We start from the raw sequence: 18,765 nt of genomic DNA, 5'->3' as shown, positions 1-18,765 counted from the left end.
AGCGCGGCCCCAGCTCCTTAGGTTTGCCTAACCAATGTTCGGAGAAGTTAGCATCGCGTGACTTCACTGTCGAGTCGCTGACCGCAGACTCCTGGGCCGCATGTCCGACCAGCTTCGCTCGACGAACTCCACACACTCCGCACGGCCGGCCTCGCCGAACGCGACCTGCCAGCCGGCCGGGATCTCGGCGAACGCCGGCCACAGGCTGTGCTGTTCCTCGTCGTTGACCAGGACGTAGAAGCGGCCGTCCTCGGCATCAAATGGGTTGGTACTCAACGTGCCTCCCGTTGGATCGGTTTGGCTGGGCGCCGGGCCTGGCTCCGAGAATGCGATCGGAGAGCAGTCCCAGGCAGCTCAGGTTGGGAAATCCCGGACCCTGATTGAGTCCGGACAGGTTGGGCAGAAACAACTTCGGCGCCACGCCTGCCAGCGCCAGGTCATCACCGATCGCGTGTTGCAGACGATCACCGGTCAGCGGTCCGTTCAGCCGGACCTCGAGCAGGTCGGAGACGTCCGGCCCCAGCAGCGGCAAGAACCACAGCGAGTCGGCACCCGAACCGTCGATGACGAGGTCGAATCCGTGCACCGTCTCCAGCCGCTCACCGTGGCGGTCGGTGTGCATGGTGATGCGGATCCGGTCGCCGGCCGCCACGCCATGCGCGACCCGGCCACGCAGGTGCCGGATCCGGTCGTCGGCCAGCAACGAGTCCTGAACTCGTGCCGAGAACACCCCGCGGTCGGTGCGAGCCATCACATCGCGCCGTTCGGCGAGTGTCAGGCCGGCCCAATCGGTCGGATCGCTGAACATCCGGTTCTCGAAGAAGCTCTCACCCCGGGTGAACAGCGTGGCCTGTGGCGAGATCACGGTGATCGTGGAAACCCGATGCCGGAACAGCTCGTTGAGCATCGACGCCGCTGTCTCGCCGCCGCCGATTACCGCGACGCGCTCGGCATCGATTGCGCCCCGTTCGGAAGCCAGCTGCCAGAACTGTGCGATGGACAGCACCTGCGGATGCCCCGGCAGCACCGATCGACTCGGCTGGCCGGGCCCGGTAATCATCACCGCGTCGGCCCCGACGGTGCTGGTGTCGGTGTGCAGTAGCCAGGACGCTCCATCGAGTGACAGCCGGATGACTTCGCCGTCAACAACTTTCAGTCCGGCTGCGCCGGCCACCCAGCGCAGGTAGCTGGCCCACATGTCATGCGTCGGAGCGGGCTTGCCGCGGTCAACCCATTCCGCGAAACGACCCGTGGCCACCAGGTATGACTGCCAGCTCAACCGCATCATCCGTTGGTCGAGTTCGCCGTTGCGGCCGGGCAGGATCGTCGACCGGTACGGGAAACCGACATCTTTTTCCGGACTTGTACCCAGCCGGTGCTGACCGTCAGTCCAACCGCCGCCCGCCCGCCAGTTCGCCGCGACCTCCGTGCGCTCGACCGCCACGATCTCCGGTGTGGCGACACCCATGTCGCGTAATGTCGCCGCCTTGGCGGCCACCGCGACGGCCTTGGCTCCGGCGCCGATTATCGCCAGCCGCGTGGTCACGCGGACACCTCTGCCAACTCATGCAAGGTGTCACTCCACATCTGCTGCAGCACAGCGATATCGGTGTCGCTGAAGACATCCGGCAACGTCCGCCACTGAGTGACCAGCTTGCCGCCGGCGACGGCGGCGACGAGGGTCAGCTCGTGGCGCACCGCGACGTTCGGTTCGGTCATGACCGACAGGTGGGCGAGGAGGCCCCGATCCAGCAGCGAACCGGCGTCCATGTCGAGCCTGCCGAGATAGTTCAGCAGCACCTGGGGTCCGCGTAAGCCGCGTAGCCGTTCGGCGGTATCCGGTCGTAGATAGCGCAGCAGCGCGTAATCGGTGGATTGCCCTGGTATTTCGGGTAGCGGGTAACCGGGCCGGATGCGAAGCGGATAGATCGCACTGAGCAGTCCGACCGTGTCGTCGGCGTCATTGCGCCCGTGCGCTTCCAGTGCCAGCAGCGGAACCGGACTGACCTGCCCCCGCTGCTCGCGCCAGCGGACGATGAGGCGGGCACACGCCTGCGCCAGCACGTCCTGGATCGGCACCTCAGCGCGGAGCAGGGCGGCGGTGACATCGGTTTCGGCAACCGTGACGGTGATCGCGAGGTCACCGAACTGATCGACTCCGGGGCGAATTCGCCTGCCTCCCAGAACCGGATCCTCGCCGTCGACCTGCGCGAGCCAGAAGTCGGCGGTGTCGAGCTCTGCCGCTCGGCCGGCGAGAATATGGGCCCACCGGCGGTAGCTGATCCGCTCACCGCTGACGGGGACGGACTCGCAACCGGCAGTCGACCAGTTGGCCATCAACTCGCCCAGCACGATGCGCCACGATCCGGGGTCCATCACCAACACGTGGGCCACCAGAACGAGGACGCCGGCATCGCCGGCCTGGTGCAGCCACAGCGCTTCGGTGAGCTGCCCGCCTTCGGGATCCAGTCGTTCGATCGCGGCGGCAGCGTGTTCGGCGACGGCGTCGGCGAGCTCACCGGACACCACCACCTCGGCAAGCGGAATGGTGTCGCGCCCGGCCGGGACGAACGTCATCGTCGAGCGGTCGAGGCGGCTGCGGAACATCTCGTGCCCGGCGGCGATGCCGTCGAGCAGCAGGCGCAGTCGCTCCGCGGTGGCATCGGAAGGCAACCGGATCGCCTCCACCTGTGACAGGCGGCGCGGATCACCGTGCTCGTAAAGCCAGTGCACGGCGGGCAGTGCCGGGATCGGGCCTTCCGGTTCGGTCCCGACGACGAGGTCCTCGGCGGCGTCCCGATCGACGGCGGCGGCAAGTTCACGCAGGGTGCCACACTCGAGGACCAGCCGGGCGCGTAGCGACAGCCCGCTGCTGCGCGCGAGCTGCACCAACGAGAGTGCGGCGATACTGTCCAGGCCCAGCTCGAGCAGGTCGGCGTCGACGTCGACCGCGGAGAGGCCCAGCAACTCGGTGACGGCGTGGCCGAGCGCCAACTCCGTCGGGGTGGTCGGCGGCTCGGGGCTGTCGGCGGGTGCCGCGGTCGCAGCCAACGCTGACTCGTCGACCTTGCCGTTCGCGGTCAGCGGAATGGCGTCGACGACGATCAATCGGTGCGGAGTCATATAGCGCGGCAGTCTGTTTCGCAGCAGTCTGCGTAACTCGGGCACCGCGACGTCACCGGCAATGTACGCGGCCAACCGCGAGCCGGTCGCATGCCGCTGGACCGCGACGTGAACGTGCCGAACACCCGGGATGTCCTCCAATACCGCCTCGATCTCGGCCGGCTCGACGCGATGTCCGCGGACCTGTATCTGGGAGTCGGCCCGGCCGACGAAGGCCAGTGCGCCGTCGCGATTCCGGCGTACCAGGTCCCCGGTCCGGTACATCCGGCCACCACCCGCCGCGGCGACGAACCGGGCCGCGGTCTCGGCGGGTCGGCCGAGGTAACCCCGGGTCACCTGCTCACCCGCCAAGTACAGTTCGCCGACCACCCCGTCGGGCACGGGGTGCAGCCAGGAATCGAGCACGACGGCGGTGGTCCACCGGGTCGGGTAGCCGATCACCGGCGCCTCGTGGTCGGCGATCGCGGCGACCACCGCTTCGACCGTCGCCTCGGTTGGGCCATAACAGTTGTGGGCCGCCAACAGCGTTTCGGCACAGCACTTTCGGATGTCGGACCACTCCCCCGAGCCCACAGCCTCGCCACCGAGCGCGAGCACCGACAGCCGCCCCGAGTCCAGTACACCCGCCTGGCGCAGGCCAGTGAACAGCGACGGGGTGACGTCGAGCATGTCGATCCCGTACCGGTCGATGATCCCGACGAGCGCGTCGGCGTCCCTGCGGTCGGTTTCGGAGATGAGGTGGACGGTGTGGCCGAACAGCAGCCCGGCCAGGGGCTGCCAGGCGGCGTCGAACGCGAACGACCAGGCGTGGCCGATGCGTAGCGGGCGACCCAGCCGTTCGGCGGCAGGCTTCAGCATCCGCCCGGCGTGGTCATCGATGTAGGCCAGCAACGCCGCGTGAGTCCCGATGACGCCCTTGGGTTCTCCGGTGGTACCGGAGGTGAACACCGTGTAGGCCGCCTGGCCCGGACAGGTCCGCGTGGAGAATCGCCGCGCGGCGCGGGCCGCCGTAATGATGGCCTCGTCGACGACGATGGTGGCGCCGCTCTGAGTGAGAATCGAATTGACCCGGCCGGCCGGCATCGCCGGTTCGATCGGGACGTACATGCCGCCGGCTTTGAGCACACCGAGCATCGCGACCACATAGCCGGCGCCGCGAGGCAGCTGGATTGCGACCGGCGTTTCGGCGTGGACACCGGACTCGGCGAGAAAGCCGGCCAGACGATCTGACCGCTCATCGAGCTCCGCGTAACTCAGCTGGCCGTCGTCCCAGCACAACGCGATCGAATCCTGGTGTTTGACAACAGATTCAGAGAATCGCTGCGCCACCCCGATGCCGTCAGCGGTGGGTGCGGACAACTCGGCGGGGGGCACCTCATCATCGAGCAGAATGTCGATTCCGCCGAGCGGCCGGTCCCACCTGTCGATCAGGCGGCGCATCGTCTGCAGCACCCGCCGGCCAAGGCTATCGGGGGACATCGCGCCGAGCGCGTTGTCGGTGACCTCGACCAGCAGGGTCAGCTCCGCGGTATTGCGGTATGCGGCGACGGTCACCGGGAAATGCGTCAGGCTCTCCATCGCTGCGGGCCGGAAGCGGACGTCGTCGGCTGCGAACTCGTGGCCGCCGACCACGTCGCCGGGCGGGAAGTTCTCGTAGACCAGCAGGGTGTCGAACATCTCGCCGACGCCGGCCAGGGAGCGCAGCTGGGAATGGGTCAGATAGCTGTGGTCGCGCAGTTCGGCGGCCTCGCGCTGCAGCGCCGAACACTGTTGGCCGACAGTCTTGCTGGGGTCCAGGCGCACGCGCAACGGGAGAGTGTTGATGAACAGGCCGACCATGGTCTCCACACCGGCGAGTTCGGGTGGGCGGCCGGACACGGTCACTCCGAAGACGACGTCGTCACGGTCGGTGAGTCGGGACACGATCAGCGCCCAGCCCATCTGCAACACCGTGTTGAGGGTGACGCCTCGGACGCGCGCAGCGGCGGCCAGGCGATCGGTGTCGGCGGCCGGTAGCGAGAGCTCGGTTCGTTTGGGTAGCCCCGAGCCGTCGCCACCCAGAGCCGGCGACAGCATGGTCGGTCCGGACAGCCCGGCGAGGTGTCTGCGCCAACGGAGTTCGCCGGCTTGTGGATCACGCTCGGCGAGCCAGCCGATGTAGTCGCGGTAGAGCCGCGGCACGGGCAGTGCGTCGCAGTCTCCGTCGGCGCGGTACAGCGTGAGCATTTCACCGATGAATACCGGTAGCGACCAGCCGTCGATCACGATGTGGTGCGCAGTAACCACCAGGCGCCAGCGCCGGCCCGGCAGCTCGATGAGCAGGAACCGGATCAGTGGTCCGTCCTGCAGGATGAAACGTTCTTTGCACTGCCGTTTTTCGATCTCGGCGGCCTGGCGGTCATCCGAAGCGCAGACGTGCTGCCACGGCAGTCCTACCGCGGCCGGCACGATCTGCACGGGTCGCGGCAGGTCCTGGTGCCAGAAGCTGGCCCGAAGGTTGGGGTGGCGGACCAACATCGCCGCCGCACAGTCGCGCAACAGAGCGACGTCGAGAGGACCCGTCACATCGGCCGTCATTGCGATGACGTACGGGTCGTCGGCGTCGGGTCCGATCAGCGTGGCGTGCGAATACAGCCCCAATTGAAGTGGCGATAGTGCGAGGACGTCCTCGATGTCGGTCGCAGCTGTGGTCACGACGGGCGGACCTTCGACCACGACGACTTCAGGGCGGCCAGATCTCCCGCTGTCAGTCCCGACACGCTCATGGCCTCGTGCCGGGTGTCGGTGCGGTTCTCACGCTGACCCGAGGACCCGTCGCCGATCGCGGCAGCCAGCGATGCCACGGTGGGATGCGAGAAGATCATCCGGGGTTCGACCGTCAAACCCGCCGCACGTATCCGCGCAGCGAGCTGGACCGACAGGATGCTGTCCCCACCGAGTGCGAAGAAGTCGTCGTCTCTGCCGATCTCGGCGACGTCGAGCAACTGCTCCATCGCTGTTGCGACGGTCCGCTCGGCGTCGGTGCGGGCCGGCTCCCTTGCACCGGTGGTGTGCACCTCCTGCCGGGGCAGGGCGGGCCGGTTCAGCTTTCCGGACTCGGTAGCGGGCATCACGTCGAGCACCGAGATCGTCGCCGGTGTCATGTAGCCGGGCAGCGACGCGGCCACTGCCGCACGCACCGCGGCGGCGAATGCCGCCGGGTCGTCCACCGGGTCGCGCGGAACGACATAACCGGCCAACGCGGCGCCGCTGGGGCCGTCCCAGGTCCGCGCGGCCGCGACGGCAACTCCGTCCGCGGCTTTCAGGGCCGCTTCGACCTCGGCGAGTTCGACCCGGAATCCGCGGATCTTCACCTGGTGGTCGGTGCGGCCGACGAACTCGAGCCGCCCGTCCTCGGTCCACCGGCCCCGATCGCCGCTGCGATAGAAGCGCGAACCGGGCTCGGCAGCATAGGGATTCGCTATGAACCGGGACGCGGTCAGCACCGGTTGCTTCCAATACCCGCGCGCGATCTGTTCACCGGCGTAATACAGCTCGCCGACGACACCGACCGGGACCGGTTGCAGCGCCTCATCGAGCAGGTACACCTGCGAACCCTCCATCGGTTTGCCGATCTTGGGGATGGGCAGATCCAGGGGACCCCGGATCAACGCGCCGGAGGTCTCGGTGGCACCGATGGCATTGAGCAGCTCGACGGTTCGCGCCGAACCCTCACCCACGCAGGCGACCAACCGCTGCAACAGCGAGACGTTCACCGGCTCACCGCAGGTCACCAGCCGGCGCAGCGCGCGCACCGCGTTCGGTGCGCTGTCGACGAGCGCCGACACCAGGCTGGCCACACCCGTGACCTGAACCACGGAGTGCCGCTCGATCAGCCCCGCTATCGCCTCGGCGTCGCGGTGCTCGGCGTCGTCGGCAACGATGAGCGTGGCACCGGCGGCCAGGCCGGCCAGGGTTTCGATGCACCCCTCCAGGAAGGTCATCGGCGCCTGCGCGAGCCGGATGTCATTGCCCGGCACCGGGTAATGCTTGAGCTGCCAGGTCAGTCTGGTGCTCATCGCCCGGTGGGTGCCCACGACGCCCTTCGGCTTTCCGGTGGATCCGGAGGTGAACATCAGGTACATCGGGTCATCGGGGTGCGGCAGGGTCAGCGCGGCAACGGGATCCGTGGATTCCAGCTCGGCGCGGATCGCCGCGTCATCCATGGAGATCACCGTGACGCCCTCAGCGGCCGGCAGCGAGGCGCCGGCCTCAGCGGTGACGACCACGACGGGGGGCTCGACGTCATCGAGCATGAACTGCTTGCGCGCCATGGGATAGGTCGGATCGAGCGGGAAGAAACCAGCCCCGGCCTTCATGATCGCCACCAGCGCGACCACCAGATCGATTCCACGGCGCATCGACATCCCGACCAGAGAACCGGGTCCGGCCCCATGACCTACCAGCAGATGCGCGAGCCGATCCGAACGAGCGTGCAAAGCAGCGTAATCGAGCTCGTCGTCTCCGCTTCGCAGTGCTACCCGGTCATGTCCCCAGGACCGGCTCGCTTCGAGCAGACCCGGCACCGTGCGCGGCCGGTCGGGCGGTGACGCGATGCCCCGGCTCTGGCCGAGCACCCGGGGTAGCTCGTCGGCACCGAGCAGGTTCACATCGCGCAGTCTGGTGTCGGGATCGGCGGCGAACGCCTCGACGACCTGCTCGAGCCAGCCCGCGAAGCGCTCCATCGTCGACCGGTGATAGAGCTCGGTTCGGTAGATGACATGGCCGCGATAGCCGTTGTCGCCGACGAAGAAGTTCACGCTCAAGTCGGCGTGCGCCACATCGAACGTCGGCTCCAGTGCGCTGAACCGGGTGTCGCCCTCAGGTCCGGCTTCGATCAACTGGTCTTCGGGGAGTTCCTCGCGGACGTGGACGACGACCTGGAACAGCGGGTTGCGGGATAACGACCGCACCGGGTTGACCGCGTCGACCACCCGGTCGAACGGAAGATCCTGGTGGGCATACGCCGCCAGGGCCATCTCCCGGGCCCGCAGCAGCGTCTCGCGCAGGGTGGGGTTGCCCGTCAGGTCGTTGCGCAGTACCAGGATGTTGACGAAAAAGCCGACCAGCCGGTCCAATTCGGGGTCTGTGCGCCCTGCCACCGGGGTGCCCAACGGGATGTCGTGGCCGCCGCCAGCCTTACTCAGCACGACCGCCACGGCGGTCTGCAGCAACATGAACTCGGTGATGCCGAGCTCACGGCAGAGTGCGGTGAGCCGTTCCCGCACCCCGCTGTCGAAGTACAGCGGTAGGGCCGCGCCGGCACCGCCGGCGATCGGCGGGCGCGGCAGATCCGGCCGCAGGCCGGTGTCCTCCGGAAGGCCGTCGAGCTGGCGCATCCAGAACTGCCGCTGCGCGTCCATCCGCTGGGTGTCGGACAACAACTGGACCTGCCAGGCCGCGTAATCGCGATATTGGAGGGGCAACGGCGGCCAGGACGGCGCACTGCCCTCTCTCCGCGCGCGGTAGGCGGTGAGCACGTCGGTGAACAGCACACCCGCCGACCAGTGGTCGGCGGCGATGTGGTGCACGACCATCGACAGCACACATTCTTCAGGTGTGCGCAGCACGGCGATGCGAATTGGCAGCTCCGTTTCGAGCTCGAACCGGTGCGCGCGCTCGGCGTCGAGTTGCGTTGTCAGCCAACCGCTGTCGGGCCCGTCGAGACGCCGCTCCTGCGCGGCTTGACCGGTCTCGACCACCTGATGGGGCACACCGTCGATCTCGCGGTAGACGGTCCGCAGGATCTCGTGGCGGCCGATCACATCGTCGATCGCAGCGACCAGTGCGTCGACATCGCACGGACCGGTCAACCGGGCCGCGAACGGGATGTTGTTCACCGGGCTTGGACCGTCGACACGGTACTGGAACCAGCTGCGTAACTGGGCGGCCGACAGCGGGGAACGCTCCGGGTCGCCGGCGGCGGCGACCAATGGCGGCCGGGTGAGACGTGTCGGGCCGTCGCCGAGGTCGTCGATCAACGCGGCGAGCCGGCCGACGCTCCCGGCTTCGAAGACATCGCGGACGCTGACCTCGACGCCGCAGGCCTCGCGAATTGCGCCCACCAGCTTCGTAGCCAGGAGCGAGTGCCCGCCGAGTGCGAAGAACGAATCGTCGCACCCCACTTCGGTGGCGCCGAGCAGCCCCACGAACAGCCCGGCTACCGCGCGCTCGGTTTCGGTTACCGGCACCCGGTATTCGACCGCCGGCCCGATCTCGGGGGCCGGCAACGCCGCCCGATCCAGCTTGCCGTTGGCGGTGACCGGGATTTCGTCGACGACGACGTAGGCGGCGGGGATCATGTAGTCGGGCAGCGCGGCGGCGACGCGAATCCGGATCCGTTCGACGTCCACCACTTCACCTGCCGCCGGTGCCATGTAGGCGACCAGGCTCTTGCCGAGGTGCGGCAGCTCGGCGGCGATCACGACCGCGTTGCCGACGCTGGGGTCGACGGTGACGGCCGCGGCCACCTCTCCGAGCTCGATGCGGAAGCCCCGGATCTTGACCTGTTCGTCGGCGCGTCCGACGAACTCGAGGTCACCGTCGCGACTGCGCCGCGCCAGGTCTCCAGAACGGTAGAGACGCCCGCCGGGGTTGAACGGGTCGGCGACGAACCGTTCGGCCGTCAGCGCCGGACGGTTGTGATAGCCGTGGGCCAATTGTGTTCCACCGATGTAGATTTCGCCGACCACGCCGGGCGGAACCGGCTGCAGCGCATCGTCGAGGAGATAGATCTGTGTGTTGATCTTGGGTGTGCCGATCGGCACGATGCGGGTGCCCTGCCGGCCCTGAACCTTGTAGCGGGAGGCGTTGATGACCGTCTCGGTCGGTCCGTAGAAGTTGTGCAGCAGCGCGTCGAAGGTGGCATGGAACTTGTCGGCCAGCTCGCCGGGCAGCGCCTCGCCACCGATCGGCACTCGGCGCAGGGTGCGCCATTGCTCGACACCGGGCAATGACAGAAACAAACCCAGCAGCGACGGGACGAAGTGCATCGACGTGATCGCTTCGCGCTGAAGTAAATCGGTGAGGTAGCCGATATCGCGCAAGCCGTCACTGCGCGGGATCACCAGGCGAGCGCCCTGGGCCAGTATTCCGAAGATCTCGCCGATCGAGACGTCGAAACTCGTTGAGGCCACCTGCAGCAGGCGGTCGCCGGTTCCGATCTGATACTCCCGGGCGAACCACCGAAAGTAGTCGGCCACCGGCCGGTGCGGTACCGCTACCCCCTTGGGCAGGCCGGTCGACCCCGAGGTGTAGATCAGATAGGCGGTGTTGTCGGGACCGAACGGCCGCACCAGCTCCCGGGCGGGATCGTGGGCCGGAAGATCAGATACGTCGATCGGCTCGCGGACCACCATCTTGGGGTCGGCGTCGGTCAGGATATAGGCGATGCGGTCCGCGGGATACTCAGGGTCGACGGGCAGGTACACCGCGCCGGCTTTGGCGATGCCCAGCGCGGTGATCACCAGCTCGGGTGACTTCTCCAGCAGTACCGCGACCCGGTCCTCGGCGCCGACGCCCTGCGCGGCGAGCCAGTGTGCGTGCCGGTTGGCCGCCTCGTTGATCTCCCGGTAGCTGTAGGGGCGGCCCTCATAGACGACGGCCGTCGCCTCCGGTTGCCGCACCACCTGCTCGGTGATCAGATCACCGAGTGTCATTGCCGGACAATCGAAGTCCTCGCCGCGGGAGGTCCGGAACAACCATGCGGTGTCCGCGTCGTCGAGCAGTGCCAGATCGGCCAGCATGCGGTCGGGCTGGGCCAGGGCATCACCGAGCAGGACGACGAAGCTGTCCAGCATCTGCTCGGCCAGCCCACGGTCGAGCACCTCGGGGAGGTACTCCACCTCCACCTCCGCGTCGCCGCTGCTGAACTCGACCATGAAACCCAAGGGCAATTGGGCGAACTGGCCGCGAAATTCGGCCCGCCGGCAGCTGACACCGGGCGGGTTGAAGCCGTCCCCGTCCGAGTGGCGCATGCCGAAGCCGACCCGCGCCATCCGTTCGACACCGTAGCGCCGGTCCGGGTTCAGCTCCCGGACCACCCGATCGAGATTCACGCGTTGATGGGCGAAGGCACCCACGGCGATGTCGCGTGCGGCGTCGACCAGCTCGGCGAACGTGCCCCAGCGGTTCGGCCTCACCCGCAGTGCGACCGTGTTGCCGTAGTAGCCGATGACGTCGCTGGAGGTGCGGTTGAGAACCGGTGCGGCGACGAGGAAATCGTCGGCGTGGGTGTAACGGTGTACCAACGCCGAGAACGCCGCGAGCAGCACCATGTACGGCGTTGCGCCGCGCTCGTGTGCCAACGAGGTGACGGCGTCGACCACACGCGGGTCCAGTCGGGTGCTGCGCCGTTCGGCTCGCCACTGCGACGGCACCGCGGATCCCGCCGGGCCTGGGAGCTCCAGGGGTTCGGGCGGTTCAACGAGCAGCGCGCGCCAGTACGCCACATCCGCGTCGCCACTGCCCGAGACCGGGGGTTCGGCAGCCGGCGCAGGCGGCAAGGCGCCGCTCTGGTAGGCCCGGCTGAGGTCGGCGAAGAACACCCGCCACGATGCGTCGTCCCAGGCGATGTGGTGTGCCGTGAGCAAGAGCACATGTTCATCGGAACCGATGCGGACCAGAGTGATCCGCAGCGGTGCGTGCGCACTCAGGTCGAAGGGGGTGGTGAAGGCGCGCTGTGCCAGAACTTCCAGACGCAGGCTGCGGGCTTGCGCGCCGAGGTCGCGAAGGTCGTGTTCGGCCCAGCCCGGGGCGAGCTCGTCGTGGACCGTCGGGCGCGGTTCGCCGTCGGCGTCGGTCTGGTAGGTGGTGCGCAGGATCGGGTGCCGTGCGGCGACGGCGTTGACGGCCGCCTCCAGCCGGGTCGAGTCGAGCTGACCGGTCAACCGATACGACACGCAGACGTTCAGCAGCGCGCCGGTGTCGTCGATGGATTGGACGAACCACATCCGGCGCTGACCGTCGGACATGACGGCCGGGTCTGCCGGAGCATTCAGCTTCGCCAGCAAGCCGTTCTGGGTCAGCCTGTGGCGCAACAACTCCAGTCGCTGCGGATCGAACGGATCGGCAAGGGTGTCAGTCATGAGACCTCCGGGTGAGCGCCAAGGTGACCTCGGCGGTGTCCATGAGGGCCACTTCGAGGTACAGCTCGGCGATGGCCTCGAGCCGGTCGGCCGGCTCCAGCTCGCTGAGCCGGTGGGCCAGGGCTTCGACGGTGCGGCCGGCAAAGATGTCGGCGACACTGACGGCCGCGACGTCCAGGCGTTGCCGGATCCGTGCCACGACGGTGGTGGCCTGGACGGAATCGCCACCGAGGGCGAAGAAGTCGTCGTCGACACCGACCCGGGTCGCGCCGAGGACGTCGGTGATGATCGCGGCGAGGGCTGACTGCACCGGGCCGGACGGGGGCCGATGCTCGGTTCCGGCGGCGACGGCCGCCACCAGCCGCCGGGTGAGCGCGCTGCGGTCGACCTTGCCGCCCACGGTGTACGGGATCCGATCGACGGCCTCGAAGTGCTGCGGAACCATGTGCGTAGGAAGCTCTTTGGTCAGTGCTGACCGAAGCGAGCCCGCGCTGACATCGGCTGTCAGGTGAACAGCGGCCGCCAGCCGGCTCTGGGATCCGGTGCGCCCGGGTACCGTCAGCGCGACGGCGCCGAGCACGCCGGGTACCCGGTTCAGTGCCGCTTCCACCTCGCCGAGTTCGACGCGGTAGCCACTGATCTTGACCCGGTGATCGGCGCGACCGACGAACTCGCATGTCCCGTCCGGCCAGAAGCGGGCCAGATCCCCGGTGCGATACCAGCGCAGTCCATCGTGTTCGACGAACCGCTCGGCGGTCAGGTCGGGCCTGCCTCGATATCCGCGGGCCAGACCGCGACCCCCGATCCACAGCTCGCCGACCACCCAATCCGGACAGTCCGCACCGCCCGCGCCGACGACGCGGCACCGGTTGTTCGGCAACGGCTTTCCGAACGGAATCGCGGTCCAGTGCTCCGGAACGTCGGTCACTTCGCACATGGTGTTGTGAATTGCGGTCTCGGTGGCGCCGCCCAGCCCGGCGAACCGCACGTTCGGGGCACGGTCGCGCAGCGTGCGTGCAATCACCGGGGTGACCCAGTCACCTCCGGTCGGGACCACCCGCACCGTCGGCAGCGGACCGGCGACGTCGAGCAGCATCGCCAACCAGCCCGGCAGGAAGTGCAGCACCGTGACCCGATGGCGTTCGATGAGCCGCACCCAGTGGTCGGGGTCGCGGCGGTGTTCCTCGTCGACCACGACGATCGCCCCGCCGGTGGCCAGGGTGGCGAAGACGTCCAGCACCGAGATGTCGCACTCGAGCGTCGACAGCGCCAGGCACCGGTCCTGGGGCCCGAGCCCGAAATGCTCAGCGATGAACTCGACGGTGTTCATCGCGGCGTCGTGGCTGACCTCGACACCCTTGGGCTCACCAGTGGAGCCGGAGGTGAACAGTACATATGCCAACCGGTCCGGATCACCGGTGACAGGAGCGAATTCGGCTGCGCTGCCCCGAGTGATCGCGTCGCCGACGGTCATGCACCGAACAGGCACATCGGGCAGCTCGGGATCACAGCACAGCGCGATGTCGACCGTTCCGCCGGCGAGAATCCGCTGCGCGCGCTCGGTCGGCTGGTCGACGCCGATCGGCAAGTAGACCCCGCCGGCCGCGTGAATGCCCAGAACCGCCGGCACCTGTTCGGCCGTCTTGGGTCCCAACACCGCGACAGTTCCCCCGTCGGGAAGTCCGGCGGCCCGTAAGGCGGCGGCCACCGACAGCACCTGCCGGTGCAGGTCGCCGTAGCTCAGCTCGCCCATGCTGCTGAAGACCGCAGGTGCATCGGACTGACGCGCGGCCATATCAAAGAACCCGTCGTGCAACATCTTTCCGCTGCGGGCAACGGTGGTCGTCGCCGCGTCCCGGGCCGCGCGCTGCGCCGGTGGCAAGAGCGGTCCCCGGGGACTGTCCCATGCGTCGTCAGCACGAGCCAGGCGTTGCACCTCGTCGATGTGGTGGGCGAACATCGCGTCGATGACGCCGGGACGGAAGGCACTCTCCCGGACATCCCAGTTGAGCAGCACGCCGCCGGCGAACTCGGTGACCTGGGCGTCGAGCAGCACCTGCGGCCCCTGCGAGATGATCCACTCCGGTGTTCCGAATTGTGTTGTCACGTCCGCAGAGAACAGCTCACCGAGGCCGAGGGCACTGGTGAAGACGACCGGGGCCAGCACCTGTGTGCCGTGGTGCCTGCTGAGGTCCCGCAGCACCGACAGACCGGGGTACGAGGCGTGCGCCGCCGCCTCGTGCATGGTGTCCTGGAGCGCCTTGGCTCGCTGCGTCGGGGTGTGAGCCGCGGCGAGGTCGACATCGAGCAGCAACGATGAGGTGAAGTCGCCCACCACTTTCTCGACGTCGGGGTGCAGCGGTTCTCGCCCGAACAGCGGGACGTTGAGGAGGAAGCGTGGATCGGCCGACCAGCTGGCGACCGTATCGGCGAAGGAAGCCGCCAGGGTCATCGCGGGCGTCACGCCGCGGCGGCGGGCCCGTTCGAAGAGCTGGTCGCGGGTGCGGGAATCGAGCCAATGCCAGCGACGCCCGGGGCGCTGCGGGTCGGTCTGTTCGGTGACGGGTGCCACCGGCAACGCCGGTGCGTCGGGCAACTCAGGCACCCGCCCCGCCCACCAACGCCGGTCGGCGGCGAAGCGGTCCTGAGGCGAAAGGTGTTGGCGGTACTGCTGATAGGTGTATCCGATGTCGGGAAGTGCGTCCCCGCGGTACAGGGCGGCGAGATCGGCCATCAACGCTCGGTAGCTCATCGCGTCCGCGGCTTGCATGTCGAGGTCCACATGCAATCGACTGCGTTGCCCCGGAAGCAGAGTCAAGGCGAGCTCGAAGACCTGCCCGTCGAGCTGTTGCCGCGATTTCGCGGAGCGAATTGCGGCCAACCGCTCCTCGACGTCGGGACAGGCACGCAGATCCACGACCTCGACCGGGAACGACGTCGGTGCCGCGCCGATGCGCTGCGTCCCGTCGGGGAAGAACTGCACCCGCAGCATCGGATGGCGCCCCACCAGCTGGGTGGCGGCGCCACGAATCCGCTCGGGGTCCAGCGCGGGACCGTCAAACTCCACATAGAGATGGGCGGCCACGCCGCCGAGTTGCTGATCGACGTGCCTGCCCACCCACATCGCGTGCTGCATCGGCGCCATCGGGAAGGGCTCGCCCTCCACCGGGGGGTGGTCCGACAGCGGATCAGCGGGGGTGGCCGTCGCCAGCAAGCCGGCCCAGGCCCGGACCGACGGTGCCGCCGCGAGCCTGGCGAAGTCGATGTCGAAACCCGCACGACGCCACCGTCCAGCCAGCGTCATCATGCGGATCGAATCCAGCCCCTGCGCGATCAAGTCGCCGTCGGGGTCGATATCGGAGTGGTCGACGCCGAGGATCTCGGCGATCCGGTCGGTGATCATGGCCGCCTCAGTCGCGGTCACTGTCGCCTCCCTAACCCAGAACAGCCTCACCTAACTTTGGGAAGGCTACCCTATGCTGAATGCGCACACAGGCCTACGTCAGGAGGGCAATGACCGGCTTCATCCCCTTTCCGGCAGAGCGCGCGAAGTCCTACCGCGACGCGGGCTACTGGGCCGGGCGGCCCCTCGATGAGATCTTGCGGTCCGCAGCGCAGCGTTGGCCGGACCGCCCGGCGGTCATTGACGACTCGACCCGCTTGACCTACATCGAGCTCGACCAGCGGGCAGACGCGGCCGCTGCCGGGATCCATGCTCTGGGAATCGGCGCAGGGGAACGCGTTCTCGTGCAACTGCCCAACTCTTGCCGGTTCCCGATCGCGCTTTTCGGACTGCTGCGGGCCGGCGCCTTGCCGGTGCTCTGCCTGCCCGGCCACCGCGATAGCGAGTTGGCGCACTTCCTCGACGTCAGTGGCGCGGTCGGGATCGTCGTGGGCACCGACGCCGGCTTCGACTACGGCGCAACGGCCGAGCGGCTGCGGGAGCGCTCAAACCAGTTGCGGCACATCATCGTCGACGGTGTTGCAGGGTCGCACACGTCGTGGTCGCAGTTGTGCGGCGGTGATGCCCGACCGCCGCAGCTGCACCCAGACACCAGCGGTCCGGCCGTGCTGCTGGTGTCGGGTGGCACCACCGGCGCCCCGAAACTCATCCCCCGCACCCACGACGACTACGTCTACAACGCCACGGCCAGCGCCCAGTTGTGCCAAATGACCGGCGATGACGTCTATTTCGTCGTACTGCCCGCGGGCCACAACTTCCCGCTTGCGTGCCCCGGCTTGCTCGGCGCGATGACCGTCGGAGCCACGGTGGTGTTCGGCCGAGACCCCAGCCCGGAGGCGGCGTTCGCCGCGATCGCCCGCCACGGCGTCACCGTCACCGCGCTGGTGCCGGCGCTGGCGCGGCTGTGGGCGCAGGCCTGCGAGTGGGAGGAGCAGCAGCCGACCACCCTGCGGTTGCTCCAAGTCGGCGGCGCCAAGCTGGCCGCCGAAGATGCCCGGCACATTCGGTCGGCGCTGACGCCCGGACTACAGCAGGTATTCGGGATGGCCGAAGGTCTGCTGAACTACACCAGGCTCGACGACGCCCCGGAACTCCTCGAGACAACCCAGGGCCGCCCACTGGCCGACGATGACGAGTTACGCATCGTGGACGACTCCGGCGTCGAGGTGCCAGTCGGCGAGCCGGGAGAACTGTTGGTGCGCGGGCCGTACACCATCAACGGATATTTCCGGGCAGCGGCGGAGAACCAGCGCGCGTTCACCCGGGATGGTTTCTATCGCAGCGGGGACACGGTACGCCGCCTCCCCAACGGTTATCTGGAGGTCACCGGCAGGGTCAAAGACGTCATCCTTCGTGCCGGCGAGACAGTGTCGGCGCTCGATCTGGAGAGCCACCTGGTGGCGCATCCGCGGATCTCCGCTGCGGCCGCGGTCGGGCTGCCCGACCCGTATCTGGGCGAAAAGATCTGCGCGGCAGTTGTTTCTCATGGTGCACCGGTCACGCTCGCCGAGCTCAACGCCCATCTCGATGCGCGCGGCGTCGCCGCGCACTGCCGCCCGGACATGATCGCACCGATGGCGGTGCTGCCCACGACAGCAGTGGGCAAGATCGACAAACGCTCGATCGTCGCGCGGTTACAACCCTGAGCCGGTCAGCCAGGGCGTGCGACGAGGTAGGGCGCCAGGCAGGCCATCTTCTCGCAGGTCTCCTCGAACTCACGGTCGGGCGACGACGCGGCGATGATGCCTGCCCCGGCTCGCAGCCAGGTCCGGGCATCGGCCTCGTAGACCGCCCGCAGCGCCAGTGCCGCGTCCATACCACCGTCGGGTGTGAACGTCGCGACCGCGCCGGAATACAGGCCCCGGGGCATCTCGTCGAGGCGCAGGATCGCCTCGACGCCTGGCGCTTTCGGGATTCCCGACGCCGTCACCGCAGGGAACAAGGCGGCCAGCGCGTCCATCCGGTCGGTGTTTGGAAGCAAGGTGCCGCCGACGGTCGAGCCCAGGTGCTGAACACTGCCGCGCTCGCGGACCGTCATGAAGTCGGTGACCGCGACGCTGCCGGGCTCGGCGACTTCGGCGATCTCCTGCTGGGAGGTCCGCACCGACAGCGCGTGCTCGACGATCTCCTTGGCGTCGGACTGCAGATCGTCCCGGGCCGCGCGGTCGTGGATCGCACCGCGACCGAATGCCCTTGTGCCGGCTAGGGGTTCGGTTACCACCCCACCGTCGCTGTGCACCGCCGCCACCAACTCGGGACTGAATCCCAGGGCTCGAATGCCCCCGTGGCGCAGGAGAAATGACCGCGCAGGCGTGTTGTGCTTTCGTCCGAGGCTGTATGTCGCCGGGAAATCAAGCGAGAACGGCACGTCCACGGTGCGGGACAGGATGACCTTCTGATAGCGGCCGTGCCGGATCTCGGTGACCGCCGTGGCAACGCGGTCCCGGTACCCGCTGGGGTCGGCCGTGACGTCGACGATGCCGGCGCGCGTACCGAGCGATGCCGGCCGCAGCGCGCGGATCGCCGCCCCTAGCTGCGCGCCGCCGTTGATGATCTGAATGCCATTATCCGACACGATGACTCGGCTCCGCGGCGTGAAGATGCGGGCCAGCGGTGTGCCCGCCGGCAGTTGGTCGAACAAACCGTGGCGGTGCGCCCCGAACTCGAATGCAACCCACCCGAATGCCGGTTCTCCGTCGACCAGTGTGACCTTCAGTGCGTCGGCGAGCACCTGTGCCGGGCGTCCGGTCCACCCACGGGAGACGACTGCCTGCCCATCGCGGATTCGACATTCATCCCGATCCAGCTCGATGGACGTCCGCGCCCCGATCGCCAGAGTCCAGCTGCCATGCCGCTCATAGACGAGGTAGTCGGCTCCGGTGCGTTCGGGCACCGCGGCCGCCAACTGTGCGACCACGTCAGCCGGTGTCATGCCATCGGGTATCGCGGCCCGGCAGGGCGTTTCGAACGGCGCTCGCGGTGCTGCAGTCACGTCGGTCATGTCGACAGTCCTCACTTGAAAAGCCGGGCCCCACATGGGGGCCCGGCTCCTCA

At 68.3% G+C, this 18,765-nt stretch carries 7 protein-coding genes; 1 reads left to right on the top strand and 6 read right to left on the bottom strand.

Annotated features, from left to right (window positions below; genetic code table 11):
* Positions 1–63: 63 nt before the first annotated feature.
* From AB431_RS02325 to AB431_RS02305, 5 genes are read right to left on the bottom strand one after another with little or no spacing between them, the layout of a single operon-like run.
* A complete protein-coding gene (locus AB431_RS02325; protein ID WP_047328583.1) occupies positions 64–276 on the bottom strand; it encodes an MbtH family protein in 213 nt (70 codons plus the stop codon).
* A complete protein-coding gene (gene mbtG, locus AB431_RS02320) occupies positions 257–1,546 on the bottom strand; it encodes an NADPH-dependent L-lysine N(6)-monooxygenase MbtG (protein ID WP_047328582.1) in 1,290 nt (429 codons plus the stop codon). The genes AB431_RS02325 and mbtG overlap by 20 nt, the downstream gene beginning before the upstream one ends.
* Positions 1,543–5,817, bottom strand: a complete 4,275-nt coding sequence (locus AB431_RS02315; RefSeq protein WP_047332999.1) for a non-ribosomal peptide synthetase — start codon at positions 5,815–5,817, stop codon at positions 1,543–1,545. Before AB431_RS02315 ends, mbtG begins: the two co-directional genes overlap by 4 nt.
* Positions 5,814–12,248 (bottom strand): non-ribosomal peptide synthetase, encoded by a 6,435-nt coding sequence (locus AB431_RS02310; RefSeq protein WP_047328581.1) that lies wholly within the window; start codon positions 12,246–12,248, stop codon positions 5,814–5,816. The genes AB431_RS02315 and AB431_RS02310 overlap by 4 nt, the downstream gene beginning before the upstream one ends.
* A complete protein-coding gene (locus tag AB431_RS02305; RefSeq protein ID WP_047332998.1) occupies positions 12,241–15,651 on the bottom strand; it encodes a non-ribosomal peptide synthetase in 3,411 nt (1,136 codons plus the stop codon). Before AB431_RS02305 ends, AB431_RS02310 begins: the two co-directional genes overlap by 8 nt.
* An 80-nt stretch (positions 15,652–15,731) precedes the next feature.
* Between AB431_RS02305 and AB431_RS02300 the strand changes: the two genes are divergently transcribed.
* Positions 15,732–17,357 (top strand): (2,3-dihydroxybenzoyl)adenylate synthase, encoded by a 1,626-nt coding sequence (locus AB431_RS02300; RefSeq protein ID WP_047328580.1) that lies wholly within the window; start codon positions 15,732–15,734, stop codon positions 17,355–17,357.
* Between the two features lie 5 nt (positions 17,358–17,362).
* Here the strand turns inward: AB431_RS02300 and AB431_RS02295 are convergent, their stop codons facing one another.
* Positions 17,363–18,712, bottom strand: coding sequence for a salicylate synthase (locus AB431_RS02295; protein ID WP_047328579.1), 1,350 nt, complete (start codon positions 18,710–18,712; stop codon positions 17,363–17,365).
* Positions 18,713–18,765 lie beyond the last annotated feature (53 nt).

Source organism: Mycobacterium sp. EPa45, assembly GCF_001021385.1.
Taxonomy (GTDB): domain Bacteria; phylum Actinomycetota; class Actinomycetes; order Mycobacteriales; family Mycobacteriaceae; genus Mycobacterium.
Note: the sequence above shows the minus strand (reverse complement) of the source record. Positions and strands in the feature narration are given on the sequence as shown.

What these genes read in the sequence shown, in the direction of transcription:
- AB431_RS02310 (WP_047328581.1), bottom strand. Translation starts at nt 12,248, where the DNA reads ATGACTGACACCCTTGCCGATCCGTTCGATCCGCAGCGACTGGAGTTG.
- AB431_RS02305 (WP_047332998.1), bottom strand. Translation starts at nt 15,651, where the DNA reads ATGATCACCGACCGGATCGCCGAGATCCTCGGCGTCGACCACTCCGAT.
- AB431_RS02300 (WP_047328580.1), top strand. Translation starts at nt 15,732, where the DNA reads ATGCGCACACAGGCCTACGTCAGGAGGGCAATGACCGGCTTCATCCCC.
- AB431_RS02295 (WP_047328579.1), bottom strand. Translation starts at nt 18,712, where the DNA reads ATGACCGACGTGACTGCAGCACCGCGAGCGCCGTTCGAAACGCCCTGC.